The sequence below is a fragment of the Vibrio sp. 10N.239.312.D08 genome (assembly GCF_041466145.1).
GTDB lineage: Bacteria > Pseudomonadota > Gammaproteobacteria > Enterobacterales > Vibrionaceae > Vibrio > Vibrio crassostreae_C.
On the sequence record NZ_JBFSSD010000029.1, the window covers coordinates 21,258 to 42,238 of the forward strand.

At 44.8% G+C, this 20,981-nt stretch carries 16 protein-coding genes; 10 read left to right on the top strand and 6 right to left on the bottom strand.

The window, feature by feature from the left end:
* The first annotated feature begins 86 nt into the window (after positions 1-86).
* Complete coding sequence (locus AB6D58_RS15630; RefSeq protein WP_017068189.1) at positions 87-908, top strand: formate dehydrogenase accessory sulfurtransferase FdhD; 822 nt, start codon at positions 87-89, stop codon at positions 906-908.
* Positions 909-1,130: 222 nt separating this feature from the next.
* Here the strand turns inward: AB6D58_RS15630 and AB6D58_RS15635 are convergent, their stop codons facing one another.
* Positions 1,131-2,714 (bottom strand): ABC-F family ATPase, encoded by a 1,584-nt coding sequence (locus AB6D58_RS15635; RefSeq protein WP_009846736.1) that lies wholly within the window; start codon positions 2,712-2,714, stop codon positions 1,131-1,133.
* 462 nt (positions 2,715-3,176) lie between these two features.
* Between AB6D58_RS15635 and AB6D58_RS15640 the strand changes: the two genes are divergently transcribed.
* Positions 3,177-5,522, top strand: coding sequence for an ATP-binding protein (locus tag AB6D58_RS15640; protein ID WP_136982673.1), 2,346 nt, complete (start codon positions 3,177-3,179; stop codon positions 5,520-5,522).
* A gap of 1 nt (position 5,523) precedes the next feature.
* Positions 5,524-6,411 (top strand): mechanosensitive ion channel family protein, encoded by an 888-nt coding sequence (locus tag AB6D58_RS15645; RefSeq protein WP_136982672.1) that lies wholly within the window; start codon positions 5,524-5,526, stop codon positions 6,409-6,411.
* Positions 6,412-6,779: 368 nt separating this feature from the next.
* On the opposite strand, the gene AB6D58_RS15650 is transcribed toward AB6D58_RS15645, so the two are convergent.
* Entirely contained in the window at positions 6,780-8,807 is a 2,028-nt protein-coding gene (locus AB6D58_RS15650) for a cache domain-containing protein (RefSeq protein ID WP_017059613.1), read from the bottom strand.
* Positions 8,797-10,260, bottom strand: coding sequence for a sigma-54 dependent transcriptional regulator (locus AB6D58_RS15655; protein ID WP_102393729.1), 1,464 nt, complete (start codon positions 10,258-10,260; stop codon positions 8,797-8,799). The genes AB6D58_RS15650 and AB6D58_RS15655 overlap by 11 nt, the downstream gene beginning before the upstream one ends.
* A gap of 303 nt (positions 10,261-10,563) precedes the next feature.
* On the opposite strand from AB6D58_RS15655, the gene AB6D58_RS15660 reads away from it, so the two are divergent.
* The 6 genes from AB6D58_RS15660 to AB6D58_RS15685 all read left to right on the top strand — a co-directional run bounded on the left by AB6D58_RS15660 (position 10,564) and on the right by AB6D58_RS15685 (position 15,937).
* Positions 10,564-11,370: a substrate-binding domain-containing protein gene (locus AB6D58_RS15660; protein ID WP_102393728.1), complete on the top strand. Its 807-nt coding sequence runs from the start codon at positions 10,564-10,566 to the stop codon at positions 11,368-11,370.
* 231 nt (positions 11,371-11,601) lie between these two features.
* The gene (locus AB6D58_RS15665; protein WP_017067174.1) at positions 11,602-12,300 is read left to right on the top strand and encodes an ABC transporter permease; all 699 of its coding nucleotides are present in this window, start codon (positions 11,602-11,604) and stop codon (positions 12,298-12,300) included.
* A 10-nt stretch (positions 12,301-12,310) separates the two neighbouring features.
* Positions 12,311-13,030, top strand: a complete 720-nt coding sequence (locus AB6D58_RS15670) for an energy-coupling factor ABC transporter ATP-binding protein (protein WP_017067175.1) — start codon at positions 12,311-12,313, stop codon at positions 13,028-13,030.
* A complete protein-coding gene (gene mobA / locus AB6D58_RS15675; RefSeq protein ID WP_004733776.1) occupies positions 13,008-13,592 on the top strand; it encodes a molybdenum cofactor guanylyltransferase MobA in 585 nt (194 codons plus the stop codon). The genes AB6D58_RS15670 and mobA overlap by 23 nt, the downstream gene beginning before the upstream one ends.
* The gene (locus AB6D58_RS15680; protein WP_372157737.1) at positions 13,592-15,409 is read left to right on the top strand and encodes a bifunctional molybdopterin-guanine dinucleotide biosynthesis adaptor protein MobB/molybdopterin molybdotransferase MoeA; all 1,818 of its coding nucleotides are present in this window, start codon (positions 13,592-13,594) and stop codon (positions 15,407-15,409) included. Before mobA ends, AB6D58_RS15680 begins: the two co-directional genes overlap by 1 nt.
* 261 nt (positions 15,410-15,670) lie before the next feature.
* Positions 15,671-15,937 (top strand): DUF2960 family protein, encoded by a 267-nt coding sequence (locus AB6D58_RS15685; protein WP_017063882.1) that lies wholly within the window; start codon positions 15,671-15,673, stop codon positions 15,935-15,937.
* Positions 15,938-16,123: 186 nt separating this feature from the next.
* Here AB6D58_RS15685 and nagK read toward each other — a convergent pair whose 3' ends face one another.
* Complete coding sequence (gene nagK, locus AB6D58_RS15690) at positions 16,124-17,032, bottom strand: N-acetylglucosamine kinase (RefSeq protein ID WP_017068179.1); 909 nt, start codon at positions 17,030-17,032, stop codon at positions 16,124-16,126.
* Between the two features lie 163 nt (positions 17,033-17,195).
* On the bottom strand, positions 17,196-17,942 hold the full coding sequence (locus AB6D58_RS15695) for a tRNA-uridine aminocarboxypropyltransferase (protein WP_080582212.1): 747 nt from the start codon (positions 17,940-17,942) through the stop codon (positions 17,196-17,198).
* Positions 17,943-18,010: 68 nt separating this feature from the next.
* Here AB6D58_RS15695 and AB6D58_RS15700 point away from each other — a divergent pair, with 68 nt between their 5' ends.
* Entirely contained in the window at positions 18,011-18,820 is an 810-nt protein-coding gene (locus AB6D58_RS15700; protein WP_017070845.1) for a sterol desaturase family protein, read from the top strand.
* Positions 18,821-18,935: 115 nt separating this feature from the next.
* On the opposite strand, the gene AB6D58_RS15705 is transcribed toward AB6D58_RS15700, so the two are convergent.
* Positions 18,936-20,981 carry a methyl-accepting chemotaxis protein gene (locus tag AB6D58_RS15705; RefSeq protein ID WP_136982669.1) on the bottom strand — a complete coding sequence of 682 codons (2,046 nt, stop codon included), beginning with the start codon at positions 20,979-20,981 and terminating at the stop codon, positions 18,936-18,938.

A 20,981-nucleotide genomic window follows, 5' to 3' on the forward strand; every position in this document is an offset into this window, starting at 1 on the left:
ACGCATGTATTCTAAAGAGTCGTATGATGACTCTTGCCTAACTTCTTATCCCTTATAATCGCTATCTCATTAAGTAGGACGTGACTGTGGTAAAACCAAACATAATAAAAACCAGTGAAAACCCACTTCAGACCATCGAAGTTGAAGTGTTTGATGAATATGGCGAAAAGCTAACGAAACAAATTGCGTGCGAGCGCCCTCTTACCGTTATGTTGAACTGGAAAGAGATCGTAACTCTAATGACATTGGGTTCACGCCCGGAAGCATTAGTCTTGGGTTATTTGAAAAACCAAAGCTTCCTTTCTGATCCAGAAGCCGTTGAATCAATCATCATCGACTGGGAAACCAGCTCAGCAGCGGTTATCACCAAAGAAGATACGAGCCAACTTGAGCAAGCGCTTAAGAAGAAGACAGTTACCTCTGGCTGTGGCCAAGGTACCATGTATGGCAACGTGATGAAGCAATTGGAAGATTACCAAGTGCCTCAAACCAAGATTAAGCAATCTGAAATCTATACGGCTCTAGAAGCGCTGACTCATTATAACGACACCTACAAGAAAGCGGGTGCGGTTCATGGCTGTGCTGTTTGCAAAGACGACAAGGTTCTATCGTTTGTTGAAGATGTTGGCCGACACAATGCCGTTGATACATTGGCTGGTGAGATGTGGCTTAACAAAGAGACAGGTGAAGATAAGATCTTCTACACCACAGGCCGTTTAACGTCTGAGATGGTGATTAAGGTTGCGCAGATGGGAATCCCTGTTCTACTGTCACGCTCTGGCGTTACACAAATGGGCTTAGATTTAGCGCAGAAGTTCGGCATCACTACGATTGCTCGCGCTAAAGGTTTACGCTTCCAAGTGTTCACGGGTGCAGACAAGATTGACTTTGATGTGAAAGGTGAATAATCAGCAGTCGGAAAAAAGCGTAGGTTTGATTGGTGATTCACTAACCGCTTCTAATTGTAAAGTTCTGATGTAAATAGTTAGTGACCCATCAAGGATAAATACATAGAAACTTAGCTAGATACAAAAACGCCGTCATGCTTTTTAGTATGACGGCGTTTTTAATTTTCAATTTATAGCTTAATTTCCAACGCATAGAGTTGAAAACTAAGGCTAACTTAAAGCTTAGCCGCGTGCTTTCAAGAACTCAGCGTAAGTACCGCGGAAATCGTTGATCTTGCCATCTTTGATTTCAAGGATACGAGTTGCAAGCGAGTCTACGAATACACGGTCGTGAGATACGAAGAACAATGTGCCTTTGTAGTTCTCAAGAGCCAAGTTAAGCGCTTCGATAGATTCCATATCCATGTGGTTTGTTGGCTCATCCATTAGCAGGATGTTTGGTTTATGCATCATGATCTTACCAAGAAGCATACGACCTTGCTCACCACCAGAGATAACCTTTACAGATTTCTTAATGTCGTCTTGACCAAATAGCATACGACCTAGGAAGCCACGAACAACTTGCTCGTCTTCGCCTTCTTGGCGCCATTGGCTCATCCAATCAAACAAGTTCATGTCTGTCTCGAAATCGTGTGCGTGATCTTGAGCGTAGTAACCGATGTTTGAGTTTTCAGACCACTTGTACTCACCTGTGCGAGGCTCAAGAGCGCCAGCTAGTGTGTTAAGTAGTGTTGTTTTACCCACACCGTTCTCACCGATGATAGCAACACGCTCACCTACTTCGAAAATACCGTCGAACTTGTTGTATAGGTCTTCTTCAAAACCTTGAGATAGGTTTTCAACCACAAGTGCGTTACGGAATAGCTCTTTAGACTGTTCGAAACGGATGAATGGGTTTTGACGGCTAGACGCTTTAACTTCGTCTAGTTGGATCTTATCGATCTGCTTAGCACGTGACGTTGCTTGCTTCGCTTTAGATGCGTTAGCAGAGAAACGAGATACGAACGTTTGAAGTTCAGCAATTTGTGCTTTCTTCTTAGCGTTGTCAGACAGTAGACGCTCACGAGCTTGAGTCGCAGCCGTCATGTACTCATCGTAGTTACCTGGGAATAGACGAAGTTCGCCGTAATCAAGGTCAGCCATGTGTGTACAAACAGAGTTTAGGAAGTGACGGTCGTGCGAAATGATGATCATTGTGCAGTTACGTTGGTTTAGCGTGTCTTCCAACCACTTGATGGTGTCCATGTCCAGGTTGTTCGTTGGTTCGTCAAGAAGCATGATATGCGGGTCTGCAAACAGTACTTGAGACAATAGAACACGAAGTTTCCAACCCGGTGCTACTTCGCTCATCAGACCGAAGTGCATTGATTCTTCAATACCTACCGCTAGAAGAAGCTCACCAGCTTTAGCTTCTGCCATGTAACCGTCCATTTCAGCGAACTGAACTTCAAGGTCAGCCACTTTCATGCCGTCTTCTTCGCTCATTTCTGGCAAAGAGTAAATGCGGTCACGCTCTTGCTTAATAGCCCAAAGCTCTTTGTGACCCATGATAACCGTGTCGATTACCGTGAATTCTTCGTAAGCAAACTGGTCTTGGTTTAGCTTAGCAACGCGCTCGTTTGGATCGTAGCTTACGTTACCAGCACTTGGCTCAAGTTCACCAGATAGGATCTTCATGAACGTCGATTTACCACAGCCATTCGCGCCGATTAAACCGTAGCGGTTGCCTTCGCCGAACTTAACTGAAATATTTTCGAAAAGTGGCTTAGCGCCGAATTGTTGGGTGATATTTGCTGTGGAGATCAATGCCATTACCTTTTTAATGTGAAAAACGCCGCAACGTTACTTGTTCAGGGCTTTAACTGCAAGTATTGATTGCAATTACTGGCCATTAAGTGAGTGATAACCTAGCCAAATCATAGTTTGAACTGACTCACATTTTTGGTTTTCTATTTATCGCCGTAAAACCGTCGATTTTAAGGAAAAACAAAATATCGAACAGCGCACCATAATGGGCGGTATATAACGTCCCAAATCATGCCAACCATTGAATATATCGTATGCTGATTGGTCACAGTAAAAGCCAACCCGATCAACGCAACAGAAGACATAATAAAGATGCTCAAATACTAGCCTAATCCCTGACAATTTCATGACAAAATCGCTCGAAACAGGAATAAAGTACTCGCCCCCGACACGGGGTTGGATTTCACAAAGTCAGATTATCTAACTATAGTAATCCTAACCTCATAATTCTAAGAGACTTTTATGCGTTCACTATCGCGCTTCTTAATCCTCACTTTGGCCATTCTCTCTTGGCCTAGTCATGCCAACTTGGAATATGACTTACAATCTCAGCCGCAGGTATCCGATTCTGCTGTTGATCTCGATGATCGAATTGATTCGTTACCCGACCCCCTCTTTATGGAACCGTCGGACAGACGCCAAGTCAATATATTGCTCGCTGAAGTGCTACAAGTTCAAAAGCAGGAAATCAAAACCTTCGAGCAACAGATAAAAGCCTACAGAGCGAACAACGACGCCGATCAATGGTTTGCCGTTCAAACCAGTTACGTCACTTTGAATAGCTTGAATGTGAGCAAGCAACACCTGTTAGAGCAGACGAATTCCGCTAATAAAGAGCGCCTAACGGGTTTTGGCCCCTACGGCGTAACTCAATTTAAGCAAGAGTGGGAATTAACCAAGCTCAACATTGAGTATCTTGTTTACTTCCAAATTCGTAGCTTTAAAGCGCTCGTTAAAGACATCTTTATTTCGCCAGTGCCTGTGATTGGTGCATCGTTAAAAGTGTTGTTTATCTATTTTGGTTTAGCGTGGTGGCTTGCCAATAGCACTCGTTTGATTGAGTTGTTCAGAATTAATTTTCTTGAAGCGAAAACGAACCCTCCATTTTTAGTACGTGTGATCTGGTACATCAGCCGCGCTGATCGTGCGATTGCTTGGTTAATTGCGATTACGCTTTCTCTAAGAGTGCTCTCCAGCATCCCTAGCCTGCAACACCTGATTTTCCTTGAGATCTTCACTTGGTGGATTCTAGGTGGTTCGATTGCTATCAGCTTTATTTTGGAATTTGCGTATCGTTTGGGCCGCACATCTAATCAAGAAGTGATTGCGCTGCGCCTATCGACCATTCGCCGTTATGTTTGGAGCTTCATTGTTGCGGGTGTGACTTTGCAAATATCGAGTATCACGCTAGGCAAAGGCACTATCTATAGCTGGATCTACAGCGCCCTATTTTTCTGGTTTGTACTGGTTACCATTTCAGTGCTTAGATTATGGCGTGCGAAAGTCTTCGATACGCTGCAACACATCTCTGATCGTCCGGTATGGGTGAACTGGGCAGTAAACCGCAAGGATACCTTCTTACTTAATATATTGGCGACGGCCATTGGCATCGTATGGTTGAGTGTTTACAACTTCCAACACCGCATCATGGCCTTACTGTCTAATTACACACTGTTTAGCCAAGCTTTGGCGTACCTGTTTAGAATTGAAGTGGCTAAGCAGTCTGACCTTGACAAGAATCAGCAAAACTTGGTTCGAATCAAAGGCGATCAAACCTATGAATACATTCTTCCGGGTAATATCGACAGTACGTTGATAGATTACGCGGGAGATGAAATTAAGCAGTTATCACGCTACTTAATGTCAGACAGCCCGGCTATCTGTATTGTGTCTGGCGAACGTGGTGTCGGCGCGACAACGCTGCTATATACCTTACTGCACAAAGTCTTTAACGCTGAGCCTGTATACGTGAGTTGCCCTTATGCGGGTTACCAAGAGCTTTTAGCGCATTTAGCCGTGAGCATTGGCTTGGACGAAGAAGCGACTGAAATTCAAATATTAGCGCATCTTCGTAAGAGCAATACCACTTACCTTATCGCGATTGATAACGCACAACGACTGGTGCAACCAATGGTCGGTGGCCTGTCTGATTTGATTCGTTTGACCAACCTTCTGCGTCGTTCTAAAAAGAACCACCGTGTCGTGATATCGATCGCCAAATCAAGCTGGCGGTTTGTCGATCGAGCGCGTGGCGAACGTTTGCTGTTTGACTTGGTGTGTTTCCTTCCGCGTTGGACAGAGAAACAAGTCGGTGAGCTTCTAAATAGCCGTATTAATACGGAGCTTGAGAAGCCGTTATCGTTTGATGGTTTGGTGGTGCCTAAACAGTGGGACCAAGATGACATGAGCGAGGAAGATCGCGCACGCCAAGGCTTCTACCGAATCTTGTGGCATTACTCTGATGGTAACCCTACCGTTGCGTTGCGCTTCTTCCGACTCTCATTGAATCGAAACAAAGAGACAGATCAAGCCGTGGTGCGCTTGTTCCATGTACCAGAAGCACAAGAACTAGAAAACATGCCAAAACCTATGCTGGCTGTGCTTCGTTCTATCGTGCAGTTGGAAATCGCGTCTCCGGAAGTCTTGTCTGATTGTACGCAGCTAAGCACGGCTGAGATAACCGGCATTCTGCGTTACTTTGAAAGCCGTGGTTATATTGGTTGGCATGAAGAAAAGGCTCGAATTTCCGAGCATTGGTTCCGCCACATTACTAACGTTCTCGACCGTCAACATCTACTGGTGAAGTAAAATGAAGAAGTTATTTATCCTACTATTTGTTGGCTTGGCAAGTGCTGTCAGTTTCCCGATCTTTGCGACGGAAGAGTTAGCCAATGTAGAAAACATCTCAAAGATAGCGAGTCTAGTGCGATGGAGCGGCGTGTTCTTCTCCATGATCGTTATTGCTGCGATGTGGTTACTGCTTAAGTTTATCAACTCGATGGTGACCAGTTTTGGTAGCCAATTCGTGCAATACCGAATGCTGCTACAGAAACTGCAGTCGTTTACTCAGTTCTTTATCTATGTGAGCACAGGTCTTATCGTGTTCATGATGAGCTTTAGAATCAACGACCAAATACTGGCTTTGATTGGTGGTACCCTCGCCGTGTCAGTCGGCTTTGCGCTTAAAGATTTGGCAGCTTCATTCATCGCGGGCATCACGGTAATGATTGATAGGCCCTTTCAAGTTGGTGACCGCGTCACGTTCGAAGGCAACTACGGTGATATCATTACCATTGGTTTGCGTTCAGTGCGAATGAGAACCCTGAACGATGACATCATTACCATTCCGAACAACAAGTTCTTAAATGAAGTGACCACCAGTGGTAACTACGGTGCGTTGGACATGCAGGTGGTGATTCCGTTTTACGTTGGTATGGATGAAGACATCACCCTAGCCCGCGATCTGATTCAAGAAGCGGCGTCTTCAAGTCGTTATATCCACTTGCCGAAACCTGTAACGGTTTTGGTTAAACAGACGATTACCGATAACTACCTAGCAATACAGCTAACTTGTAAGGCTTACGTTGTGGATACTGCGTATGAGAAGCTGTTTGAAACCGACATTACTTTGCGTGTGATGAAAGAGTTTAAGAAGCACAACATCAACCCACCGAAAATTTCAGTAGCGGCGTATTAGGCTTGATGCTTTAGACGTTTGTTGCTTATAGCAAATGACTAGCCATAAATAAAAACACCTCCGAACTTATCGCAAGTGCGGAGGTGTTTTTTATGAGCTTTTTATCTTTAAGCTAATAGTCCTATTGATGCTAAACCTTAAAGTATTTCAATTGCTCGGTAAGGTGTTCTGTAATGTTCGCCATTTTCTGACTGTCTTCTGCGAGCGATTGTGAGGCTTGGAGTACCTCATTTGCAGCGAGTTGAGATTTGGTTTGCGATAGATTAGTAGTGCAGAATTTTCGTGCTTGGGCTAAAACGTTCGTGTAATAGCCCAAGCGCGTTAGAAATATTATCAGATGATAATATCAGTGAATGAGTTCTTAGAACTTATAGGTTTGATACAAGCAATTGAGGTGTCGCTTTCTGTTGAAGATAGATACTAAAGCAACTTCCCTTACCTACCTCAGATTCAACTCGGATCTCGCCGCCAGTTTGGCTCAAGATACTCTGAGATACTGACAACCCTAAGCCCGTGCCATCTCGTTTGGTGGTATAGAAAGGCGAGAAGATACGTTTCAGTTGTTCTTCCTTAATACCGCAGCCTTCATCTTGAACATGAACGATAGCGCCATGAGACACACCATTTTCAACCCAGTCTTCACTCGAAATGGTTAACGTGCCCTGACCGTCCATTGCATGAATCGCGTTCATTTGTAGGTTAACCAGAATCTGTAGCAATTGGTTTCGATTGACCTCGACTGAGGTTTTAGCGTTCAGCTGCGATACGTACACAATGCCTTTCTTCTTCGCACCTGTTTTTACGAGCGTAATACTTTCATCCACTATTGGGTTGATATGTTGCCACGTAATTTCGTCTTGTACGCCGCCGTGACGGCTGTATTGAAGCAGGCTTCGTGTGATATTTCGAATTCGGTCAATCTGCTCCATGATCGCGTGGACTTCCTCATCTACACGGCTCACTTCATCGCCCAGTTCAAACTTCATCAGTTCAACGTTGCCAAGAATCACGGCGGTTGGGTTATTGATCTCATGAGCAATACCTGCCGTTAATTCACCTAACGCGGCCAGTTTTTCATTGACCACCAGCTTATCTCTGGCTTGATTGAGAAGCTTGATGTGCAGTTCAAGTTCTTCAGTTTTCTCTTTCAAACTCGCGGTACGAGAATGCACTTTGCACTCTAGTTCAGACGCCGCTTGTTGAATCTCTTGATTACGCTCGTGCAGTAGATCCAACATCTTATCGAACTGTTTAGCGAGCAGTGTCAGTTCGTGTTGATCATCCAAACCTAGCGTACCAATTCGCTTGTCTTGCCCCATCTGTACTAGCTTCACCACTTTATGAATGCGTTCGATTGGGTTGAAAAGATCACGTGCGCCACGGTGAACGATCAAACCGGATGCCAACAGAAGCAACACAATGGTAATGCTAATTTCGCCAAGGTTGGTTAAGTACGTTTCTATCAGCGGCCAAATCAAATAACCGGTGTAAAGCATACCAATCACATTATTAAACTGGTCATGGATTGGTTGGTAAGCTGTGATGTACCAAGCATCGTAAACATACGCTCGATCTAGCCACTCTTTACCTTCATTCAAGACTTTCGAGTGAACCTCGTGAGAAACACGTGTACCAATGGCGCGCCCTACACTGTCTTCACTGCTCAAAGGCACGTTGGTGCTAACACGAAGATCATCAAGGAAAACCGTGACCGTTCCTATATGACGATTAAAACCTTCTCGTTGTGGATAGATAAGGTTACTGATTTGGTCAACAAGTTGAGTACTGTTATTCAGTAAGATCCCACCATCCAGAAAACCAATCACATGATCATGTTCATCTTTGATGGATACAACGGTTCGGCTTACCAATCCGCGAGTCTCGACCTCTTGCCCGTTGAGCATCGGAACTTCCGCTTTTTTAGCGAGGTCACGATCGAGATAATTGAGTTCATTACGGCTTAAGACACTGAAAAATGAAGGCTTGTGAGTTAAGTTTAGATATTCGAGTTTCTTTTCCATGCTCTCGACACTGCGCCAGCGCAGAAAATCGAGCTCATAGCGAGATTTGTTCTCAGACACCCAGCGAGTTAGCTCTTCGTGTGAAAGATCACTCGCGAGTTTGGTTCGAAAGTTATAAGACTCGGCGAACGCACGAACGTTGTATGCTTGCTGATTTTGGATCAGGTGAATACTGTTATCGGCAACATCCAAGCGTTCATCAACATCAATCAGAGCGCCCTGCCACGTGTAATGTATTGACCAATACAGTGTGATAGCCACAAGCGCGCACAAGGTCAGAATGATCGGAGCTGATGTTAGGAATAATAATCGGTAGCGAACCATGGTTTTGAATCGGAACGCCCACTTTGACCACCAACGACGTCTAATCGGCATATTCAGAGCCTTCTGTGTTCCAATCTTTGTACTTACGCTCTAGCGTTTTACGTGCGACGCCAAGATCTCTTGCAGCTGCCGATTTATTGCCATCATGAAAACTAACCAGCTGTTCTATATGAGATTTTTCTACTTCTTTGAGTGTCCAAGTGTTTGGATAACCCTCGGCAGCGTCTGCATTATTCAAGTTTGGCATTTCCGCACCATGTGACACCGTCACTGAAATGCTAGCGGGAACAGGATCACCATTAATCTCGCGCCAATAGTGTGCTGGTGGCTTGTCTAAAAGAATGCATCGTTCGACTAAGTTTTTAAGTTCACGAATATTTCCCGGCCATTCGTATTCGTTCAACGCCAAGATGTCTTCATGTGCCCAATTTGGAACTGGCATGCCAAGCTCGCTCGATAAAAGACGAGTAAAGTATGGAACAAGTTCAATCAGGTCTGACGGGCGCTCTCTCAATGGCACCACATCAATCTTAAGTACATTGAGTCGGTAGAACAGATCGCGGCGGAAGTGCCCTTTATCGACCTCTTCTTGAAGATTTCGGTTGGTCGCCGCCACCACTCGTACGTCAACGGAAATTTCCTTCTCGCTACCGACTGGACGAATGGTTCTTTGCTCTAACACGCGTAACAATGCAGCTTGCATTGGCAGTGGCATTTCACCAATTTCATCAAGGAACAAGGTGCCACCACTTGCGACTCGGAAAAGACCTTCACGGTTTTTCTTCGCACCAGTAAATGCGCCTGATGTATGTCCAAACAGTTCACTTTCTAGAAGCTCTGGAGCAATCGCACCACAGTTGATTGGCACAAATGGACCTGTGCGTTTACTGGCTTCATGTACACCACGAGCAACCAGCTCTTTGCCGGTACCCGACTCACCTTCTATCAAGACGGACGCTCGAGACGGTGCAAATTGACTGATCAGCAATTTAAGTTGTTTGGTCTTGTCTGAATTGCCAATCAGTTCAGTCTTGATATGACGACTCACATCACGCTTCAACGCGTACTGCATTCTTTGGTCGAGTCGCTTATCCATACAACGCAGAACCGCTTGTATCATCTGTTCGAGGTTGAATGGCTTAAGAATAAAATCTGAAGCACCAAGCTTAAGCGCAGATATCGTCATCTCTAAATCAGCATAACCTGTCATGAAAATCACATCGGCACGTTTGTCGTTGTCGTTAAACGCCTCTTCCCACTCAATACCAGACCGACCTGGCAGATTGATATCAAGAACAATGAGATCAAAATGCTCGCTCGAACGCAGTATTTCGGCTTCTTCAACCGACCCCGCACTCGATACCTTGCCAAAGAACTTACCCAGTGCTTTCTTTAAAATAGCCTGCATACCCATTTCATCATCCACAACCAAGACGGAAAACGCTTGATATTGAGTCAATGTGTTCGGGTTGAGGTTGGGTGCAGATGAACTAGGTAAAGACATAATGATTAGCCGGTGGGGAAAGTTGGGACAGAGTGTACCAATTAACCTTTTGTGCAACAGGGACAATGTGCGACATTTTGTCCTAGCTCATGTTTTGATTCATTTTAGAGGGCTAAATGACGCAGTTTTGTCCGAAATAACAGCAATTTAATGAGATCTGATGCATGATTTATTGGCATTAAGATTGCTTATAAGGTGTAGATTTCTAATTACAACAATTAGCGTCTTATGCACATGCCCTTTTTTGAGCCCTTTAAAACTGAAGGCATGTCATTCATTTATAACAGAATGGACATAATAATAATGAAAGCAATTCCCCTAACTATTGCAGCTCTATCTATCGTCAGTTATACGGCTAGCAGCGCGGAAGACACCATCCATATCAAATTGGCAACAACCACAAGTACCTATCACTCTGGTCTACTTGACTACTTATTACCTGAGTTCGAAAAAGATTCTGGTATCAAAGTTGATGTTCTAGCGGCGGGTACAGGTAAATCACTTCGTATGGGTGAGAATGGCGATGTAGACCTAGTGATGACTCACGCACCAAAGGCTGAAGCGAATTTCGTTGAACAAGGTTACGGGGTTCTACCTCGCAAGCTGATGTACAACGACTTTGTCATTGTTGGTCCTCAAAGCGATCCGGCGAAGATTGAATCTCAAAAAGCAGTGACTGATGTGTTCAAAGCAATCGCGAACAATAACGTGACCTTCGTTTCTCGTGGTGACGATTCTGGTACTCATAAGAAAGAGATGGGTATTTGGGCACAAACTAAAATGGAACCAAACTTCGGTGGTTATCGCAGTGTTGGTCAAGGCATGGGCCCTACTCTGAACATGGCGTCAGAGATGCAAGGCTACACCATGACAGACCGTGGTACTTGGTTGGCTTACCAAAACAAATTGGATCTTAAAATCCTTTTCCAAGGTGACAAGAACCTGTTTAACCCTTACCAAGTGATTCTTGTTAATCCAGAACGCTACCCGAGCATTAACTACCAAGCAGCGAAAGTATTCAGTGATTGGCTGGTTAACCCTAAAGGTCAGAAACTGATTAACGACTTTAAACTGCACGGTAAACAGCTGTTTGTTGCGAGCGCAGAATAGTTTGTTGCGAGCGCATAACAGTTGATTGTAAGCAATGAGTCGTTGGTTGTAAGTAAAGCGTAGCGTTGAAGGTGTAGTCAAAACCAACAAGCACTACACTTAGCTAACCAGTTAACTGAAGCATTTAAAGAAACAATAGCTGACCAATACACACTCAAATAGTTTGGGTCAGCTATGATTAACATCAGTCATTACCGATAAAACCTATTATCGATTTACACGAGATACTTCATGACCCTATGGCAAACAACGATTGATGCAATGAATCTACTGGTGAGTTTTGACCACGAATTGTGGAAAATCGTCGCGGTATCCTTCAGCGTATCTTTGTCCGCCATTTCATTGGTGATTGTTCCTGCAATCCTTATGGCTTTCTTATTGGCTTACACCGAGTTCCCCGGGAAATGGGCTCTGCTTTCAGTGATCAACACCCTGCAAGCGATCCCTACTGTGGTTATCGGTTTGTTGATGTACATGATGCTTTCTCGCTCTGGCCCGTTAGGTGATTGGCAATTGCTGTTCACCCAAAAGGCGATGATTCTAGGTCAGATGGTGATCTGTTTCCCTATCCTAGTTGCGATGATGCACGGTGCTCTGCAGGCCAGTGACCGCCGAGCGGTAGAAACAGCGCGCACACTTGGCGTATCAACGACTCGTGTGGCGTGTACGTTAATTTGGGAAACGCGCTTCCCTCTTTTAGCTGCAACTATCGCTGCCTTCTCTCGTATCGTCACTGAGGTTGGTTGTTCAATGATGGTCGGTGGCAACATTATGGGGATGACAAGAAACATCCCAACAGCTATCGCTATGGAAAGCCACAAAGGCGCATTCGCTCAAGGCGTCGCCCTCGGTATGGTGTTATTAGCATTGGCATTAGCCCTTAACTTTTTCCTTTCCAGTGTGAGAGGAAAAGGCTATTTAAGAACTTAGGAACGCTGTCATGAGTATAAAAATAACAACGCAGCAAATTTCAATGCGCTACAAAGAGCGTGTTTTGTTCCATATTCCCGAATTGTCGATCGGCCCCAACGATGCCATTTATCTCAAAGGAGATAATGGTGTGGGTAAAACGACCCTACTTAAAATATTGTCTGGATTGATTCAGCCGAGCTCTGGCCGCATTCAATCTCCAACACAGAGCTGGCAACAAAGATTATTCCCACGGCTCAAGTTCAAAGACATCATCTACCTGCATCAAACCCCCTATCTTTTTGATGGCTCGGTGTACCAAAATGTCGCTTATGGCATTCGCTTTAACAAAGAGAGCCAAAAAGATAAGCGAGCTCAAATAATTAATGCATTGAGAATGGTAGGTTTAGAAACCTTGGCAGATGAACACATTTCTGTGTTGTCTGGTGGTGAGCGTCAACGCGTTGCAATGGCACGAGCCTGGATTCTTAAGCCGTCAATCTTGCTTATGGATGAACCAAGTGCCTCTTTAGACAAAGAATCTATTGAAAGATTGGTTATAATGGCCGAAGATCTTCTTCAAAGAGGCGCGAGTTTAGTCATCACTAGTCACCAAACTAACGCGTTAACCGACTTATGTAAGAAGCAATGGTGGATCAAAGACAATACTTTGACCGAATCGCCGCTTCTGCAAGTTATTCAGAAAGATAAAGCACAAGAGAATATTTATGCTGCTTCCAACGCAAACTAGTTGGGTTATTTTGGCTGGCGGACAGGCCAGCCGCATGGGCGGAAAAGATAAAGGACTTGTTGAGCTCAACGGTTCTCCGCTTATTCAATACGTTATAAACAAGCTGTCACAACAAGATGTCAGCATCACCATCAATGCCAACCGTAACTTAGACAGTTACCAAGCATTTGCTCCGGTTGTTTCCGATTCCTTCCCTGACTATCCAGGTCCATTGGGCGGCATTCATGCTGGCCTTAAAAACGCGAGTACAGACTGGGTCGGCTTTGTCCCTTGCGACAGCCCACAAATCAGTGACGACCTTGTTGAGCGTTTTTGTTCTGCAGTTAAAGAAGACAGTGACATTCTTGTCGCGCATGATGGCGAATTTAAGCAACCTGTATTCACCCTATTCCACAAACGTGTTCTGCCAAAGCTAGAAGCGTTTTTGGAACGTGGTGATCGTAAAATCATCTTGCTATACAAAGAGTGTGTTACCGAATACGTTGATTTCAGCGATTCTCCTAACTGCTTTGTTAATCTCAACACGCCAGAAGAACTCACCCAATTCGGAACGCTTCAATAATGAAAGATTCTAAACAACGCCCTAACCTTCCTTTATTGGGCTTTGCTGCTTATAGCGGTACAGGCAAAACGACCGTACTTGAAGCCCTGCTTCCTCTGTTGACTGATGCGGGTTTAAAAGTTGGCGTGTTAAAACATGCTCACCACGATTTTGATGTCGATAAGCCGGGTAAAGACAGTTACCGCTTACGTAAAGCGGGCGCGAACCAAATGTTGATTGCTTCTCGTAATCGTCACGTGATGATGACAGAAACACCAGAAGCCGAAGCAGATTTTTATTACCTGCTGACTCGATTTGATACCAACACGCTTGATCTGATTTTGGTTGAAGGCTGTAAGAACATCGCCTTCCCTAAAATTGAACTGCACCGAGATGAAGTGGGCAAACCTTGGTTATATCCAAACGATAACAACATTATTGCTATCGCGGCAGACAGCCAAGTTGAATCAGAGCTGCCACAAATGGCGATCAGCGACTTAGAAGCGATTCGTGATTTCATCATCGATTACGCGCAGTCCTTTGACCTTGTCTCTACAACAGGCAGAGCCGTGTCATGCTCATCTTCAAAAGACGCAGCGCCCGCGGTGTGTTGTGATTCGTTCTCTCCAGCAGTTTTAACCGTAACTCAGGGCCAGCAAAAGATTGTTGATAGCATTGACGCGCTCGATCTCACAGAGAGTGTTGAATTACTGCAAGGCTACGGCCGCGTGCTGGCTGAAGATGTGATTTCACCAATCAACGTTCCTCAGAATACCAACTCTGCAATGGACGGTTATGCGATTCGTAGTGAAGATCTTGAATTGGACAGCTACAACATCGTTGCTGAAGTCATGGCGGGGCACAGCTACGAGCAAAATGTTCAACAAGGTGAAGCTGTTAAGATCATGACCGGCGCACCAATGCCAGAAGGCGTTGATGTTGTCGTGATGCGTGAACAAGCCGTCCAAGATGGCGATAAAGTTAGCTTCCCTGATGCTAAAATCTCGGTTGGACAAAATGTCCGAATGGCAGGTGAAGATTTAGAAATCGGCCAACCTGTCTTTACACGTGGCACACGTATCGAAGCACCAGAAATGGGCATGATGGCGTCGTTAGGTTTTGGTACCTGCCCTGTTCTGCGTAAAGTGAAAGTGGGTGTGTTCTCTACGGGTGATGAAGTTCAAGCGCCGGGTAGCGAGCAAAAACCAAACTCTATCTATGACTCAAATCGTTTTACTATTATCGGCATGCTTCAAAAGCTTGGCTGTGACATCGTCGATTACGGCATCATTGAAGATGACGAACAAAAGATGATGGATGTGCTCCACTCTGCGTCGCTTGAAACTGATATGGTGCTGACTTCTGGTGGTGTGTCTGTTGGTGATGCGGATTACATCAAGCTTGCGTTAGATAAGCTGGGTGAAATCAACTTCTGGCGTATCAACATGCGTCCAGGTCGCCCATTGGCTTACGGTAAGATTGAGAACAAGCCGTTCTTTGGTTTACCGGGTAACCCTGTTGCTGTGATGGTGTCGTTTATTAACTTTGTTGAGCCTGCGATCCGCAAGCTTCAAGGTCAAACGAACTGGACGCCAGTAAAAGCAAATGCTGTAGCGACGGAACAACTGCGCTCACGCCAGGGCCGTACTGAATTTAGCCGTGGTGTGTTTTCGATGAATGAATCTGGCGTGCTTGAAGTGAAAACAACGGGCAAGCAAGGTTCAGGTATTCTGCGTTCAATGAGCGAAGCGAACTGCTTAATCGAGATCTCACCTGCGGTTGATACCGTGAAAGTTGGCGAGACAGTGACGATCATTCCTCTGCAAGGTCGCGTTTGATTCAAAGCTCAAACAACTAAATTGACTTAGAAGATCTTCGCCAAAACATAAACGAAGCCCCTATATAGATTTTTCAATGTTAAGGGGCTTTTTGTTCTTTTCGTTTCGAGAAAAACAACCTGTTCGTTTCCTAAAAGACAAATAGCTTAAATTACGCTAAACGTTTAGAACGATAATCTTAAGATTTCTTACCATTACCTTGAGCCACGTACGGTTTTTATGTAGAGTGCGCGCAAAGTAATAATTCTATTGGAGAGCACCATGGCTCGTACCATTCTGTACACTTACAAAGACGAAGACAAAGAGTTACTGTTTTCAAAACAAGAACACCGCACGATCCAAGAAGCTGTTGCTGCAGCTGAAGGCATCGATATCTCTGAGTATCTAAAAACTGAGCAACAGCTTGAGTTGATTTCTGATACTAAAGCGGTTCGCAACTACCAAGACAACTACTTCCGCAAGCTTGGCTTTACTAAGCTTACGTTGAAGCAAAAAGACAATCTTGGTGTTGGTAAAAAGAAGAAGTAAGCCCTCTTGGCTCTTTTCTTGATATGTCGTTTCTAGCTTTTCGTTTGTAGTTAACAGCTAACAGCTAACAGCTAAAGAAACGAAAGCTCCGAACAATAAAAAATGCCGCAACCTCTTTCGAGATTGCGGCATTTTTATTTGTACTTTTTAACTATCTAACCTTAGCTAGCTTAACTTAAGTCACGATTACTTAATGTTAAGGAATGCAGCGCCACGAACGCCGCCTGAATCACCGTGCTTCGCTTTGATGATCTTTGGACATTTCGCTACAGACAGTAGGTATTTAGGGATACGCTTTGGCATCTCTTCGTAGATAAGTTCGAAGTTTGAAAGACCGCCACCCAATGCAACTACGTGTGGATCAAGACCGGTAAACAGGTTCGCGAAACAGATAGCCAATAGCTCCATGAAACGATCAACGTGCTCAGCCGCTTTTGCTTCACCTTCGTTGTACGCTTGAATGATCTCGATTGCTTTCTTCTTCTCGCCGAAGTAGTGCTCGTAAATCAATTCAAAGCCACGACCTGATAGGTAGCTGTCTAGACAACCTTTCTTGCCACAACCACAACCGAGTAACGGTGCGTTGTCGCCAAGGTGGAACCAAGCATCAATAGGAAGACGCATATGGCCCAGTTCACCAGCAACGTGGTTACGACCAGAGAACACTTTGCCTTCGTAAACTAACCCGCCACCAAAACCAGTACCTAGAATTAGGCCTGCTACTGATGGTTCGTCTTTAAGCTCGTCATCCCACGCTTCTGAAAGCGCAAAGCAATTCGCATCATTTTCAATTTTCACACTACGACCAATAAGTGCTTCTAGGTCTTTACGTAGTGGTTTCCCCGTTGAAGCTGGCACGTTAACAACCAGCATTGTGCCGTCGTCAGCATCTTCCATACCAGGAAGACCAAGACCAATTTTACCTTCGCAAGAAAATTCACTGTCGTACTTCTTCACCAAACCGGCAATCGTATCAAGTAGCAGTTGATAATCTTCAGTAGGCGTTGGTACGCGTTCTGTTGCTACTCGCTCAAGTTTTTCATTGAACGCACCAAATTCAATTTTTGTGCCGCCAACATCGAAGCCGTAATACATGAAATCTCTCCAATTTTTCCCTAAATTCGGGCAAATAAATTTTTCAAATTAAACATCTAGGACGCATTATCCATAACACTCCCCCTACAAACCGTGATGGATAACAAACTTATCTCGTGTTCGAATCTGTTTGAACAACAAGTCAGCACAAAGCGGTTAAAGGTTAGAGTGACGTCTCATTTTTAGTGTGCTCTATGAAAGCGTTCAGGCTTGGTTTGGTTGGATCGGACTTATAACGCGTCTTACTTAGCATGTAGCTTTCACGAAATGTCTCAAACCACAGCTGTAAAGTCTTTGCGCCCTGCTCTTCACCAGCCTGTTTCAAAACCAAGCTCGCTACTTCTGCAGTCGAGAGATGTTGTTCGTTGTCTGACTTACGCATCATGTATTGCGAAACCGATTCTGGTTCGATCGACAACACCGGTAAGTCTTGCAGATACTCTGAACGACGGAAAATACGTCGTGCTTCACGCCAACTACCATCAATAAAGATCAGCAGCAACGTCTTGTTCGAATCTCGCATTTCAGCAAGATCTGCAACCACACGCGATTTGTCATCGGTATAATCTTCAGGAAAGACCACGACTGGCTGATATTTATCGTCTTTCAGCACATCAAGCATCTCTTGATTCGGTTCAGTGCGGTGCCAAAGGTAGGCATAGCTGTCTTTAACGGTATCAAGGATTAAACGGCCGGTATTACTTGGTTTGAGTATTTCGTTGTCCGATAAGATCAACATGGTCGCGACGTTCGTATTTACGTCTGGTTGATGTTCACAGATACAGCTGTCTTGTTTGATTTTACAGAACTGACATCGAACCACTTTACACCCGCGCGCGTTAAACGGCTTGGTAGAAAGAGACAAACGGTGTTGATATAAACGGTGAAAAGCGTGGATTCTCATGGACAATAACGATAAATCTAGAAAAGTGGCACGATTGTACTTACAGTGTCCCTAGAATGATAGAAGGAATTCCCATGCAAGACCCATCACTGCTTCGCCTTGTTTGTTTTATTGTCGTTTTCGGACTGTGTGCGCTTTGGGAATACCGTTTTCCACGTAAGGCACTGACTCAAAGCAAATGGTTTCGCTGGGGAAACAACTTTGCGTTAGTCGCTTTGAACAGCTTTCTATTGGCCACTATAATTCCTATCGCAGCATTTCAAGCGGCGGTTATCGCACAAGAAAACCAATGGGGTCTGTTCAATACCCTGTCACTTCCGAAAGAATTGACCATTCTGATCTGTGTATTGCTCTTGGATTGTGCCATTTACCTACAGCACTTGGTGTTTCACCGTGTTCCTTGGTTGTGGAAGCTACATCGAGTTCACCATGCGGATCTAGATATCGATGTCACAACCGGAACGCGCTTTCACCCTATTGAGATGATTCTTTCAATGCTCATCAAGGTGAGTTTGGTGATCGCACTTGGTGTGCCTGTCATTGCTGTCGTGATCTTTGAAATTGTTCTTAATGCGAGCGCGATGTTTAACCATAGCAATGCACGTCTTCCGCTATGGTTCGATAAACGATTGAGAAAAGTGATTGTGACACCAGACATGCACCGCGTTCATCACTCGGTCATTGTTAAGGAAACGCACTCAAACTTTGGCTTCTTTTTATCAGTGTGGGACATCTGGTTTAAGACTTACCGCGCCCAACCCAAGCTTGGTCATGACAAGGTGCATATTGGTGTTCCCGAGATTCAAGATGGTAAAGAGCAACGGCTAGATTTAATGTTACGCCAACCATTCGCTTCCTTCCCTCATTCGAAAGACAAGACCTAACGCCTCAAGAAAATAATAAAAAATGGCGCAAACTCATAAGAGATTGCACCATTTTTATATGCGTAGCTTCTCACCTTTCAGCGGCAATTCCCACTTCCGGACGACGTTGACACACTTACTTCAATACGTACTTATGAAGCATGGCTTGTTGGTGCCCTGCTATCTCTCCGACTTGCTCTGAACTCTCGATCATAGATTCAAGTTGCAGCTTAGTATTCTCGCCCTGCTCAGATACTCGAGTGATTGAATGGGTAACATCGACAGTTGCACGAGCTTGTTCTTCGGTAGCCACCATGATTTGCTCAACACGCCCTTTGATCTGGCTAACCGCAAATTCGATTTTCTCGAAGGCTTGTCTTACATCGCCACTGGTTTCCAGTGCATTGGCCATCTCACTTCTCGATTCCGTTACAGAAGCACGTGAGCGATCGGCTGCCGCTACTAGTTCGTTCATCATGCTACGAATATTGGTGGTTTGCTGGGATGTGCCGCTCGCCAATTTACGCACTTCGTCTGCAACTACCGCAAAACCTCGACCTTGTTCACCTGCTCGCGCCGCTTCTATCGCAGCGTTCAGTGCCAATAAGTTGGTGTTTTCAGCGATACCACTGATCATGTCGACCATTTCACGAATCTGTTTCACTCGACCATCCAAGTCAGCCATCGACTCTTCACTCATGCTAAGAGAGTGCTCAAGCGCTTGTAATCGTTGTTGGTTAAGGCCAACCACTTGGCTGCCATTCACTGACTCATCTTCTGCTATTTGAGCATCGTCGTTCGATGCGTTAGAGATACGAGCAATCTCACCAATCGATGCTTCCAGCTCCGTAATGGTGGTGATCATATTCTGAAGTGATTCGTTCTGCTCGTTCAAGCTCGAATTGGTTTGCTCTGCAGCGTCATGGCTTACTTCAGCCGTTTGATAAAGCGTCTCACAGTTACGCGTTACTAAACGAACCGAGTCCGCGGTGGAATCAACGACCGTATTGAGTTTTGAAGTGATAACTTGAAGCTCCAGCGGCCCAAGCAATTCACTCTGTTTAGAGAAGTCATGATCTGCCAGTGAACTCAACTGTTGAGTTATGTTTTTAAGCCCTTTATTCATCCAACGGCGTAACACGAACCATGAAATCACAATGATTACGGCAATCACTAGCCCGCTGATAAACAACACACGATCAATATTGGTGATGGTTTGATTTACAACCAGTTCACTTTCATCAATCAGGTGGGAAGCGGTGGAAGACAGCTGATTCAATGTGCTAATGACGGTGTTCGCTAAGTTAATGACTTGCGTTAAGTTTTGCTCTTGCTGCTGAACCAGTTCGAGTTTCAAGAGGATTTGTTTGATTACGCCTTCTTCGGTAAAGCCTTCTTTCACCATCTCGTAAGGCGCCGTCAAGCTCGCGAACTCAGCGATATCTGGGTGCCAATCGGCAAAATCGCTGTAAGCCAAGTTCAGACCTGCGATTCGGTTTCTCAATTGACGGTATTCGTCTTGTGCTTTATCAATGTCAGATTGCATCATCAGCATCAAGAAGGTGTTCGCCATAGCAGACGCGCTGGATGTAAATCGGTTCGCTGCATCGCTCGCTTCTGGGTTGTCTTCAACCAAGAATGAGCTGATTCGATTCATTTCTGGTCCGATAGATCCAACGCCATAACGGAACTCGCCCATTTTACTGTCGATCAGATTTTGCTTACTTTGAATCTCAATCTGCGCCAGCAGTACCGTGTTGGTCATAGCTTGCAGTTGCGCCATGTCATCGACAAGGATTTGTTGTTGCTCTAAAGAGATCGCATCAGGAAAAGATTGGGAAATAAAAAGAAGTTCCTCTAGCGTGGTATTGCTCTCTGTCGCGAGTTGGTCAATTGAGCCCCTTGTGGCATTCAGTGTATCTAAGTCGGTTGATTGGGTGCTGTAAGTGAGAAGTTTTACTTGTTCTAATACGCTTTGCGTTAATTCGGCGTTATGTAGAGCAAGGGGTAATGCTTGTTCCGAGAGTGCATCAAAATGTCTCCCGACCCGTTCAACGCCCCGAATGCTAACCATTGATAAAAAACTAACAAGTAAAAGAATGGAAATAAATACAGCAGTGACGGTTTGAATAAGCGAGAATGTATAACGTGAGGGTTTTATTGATAAATTTGTGTCGGGCAT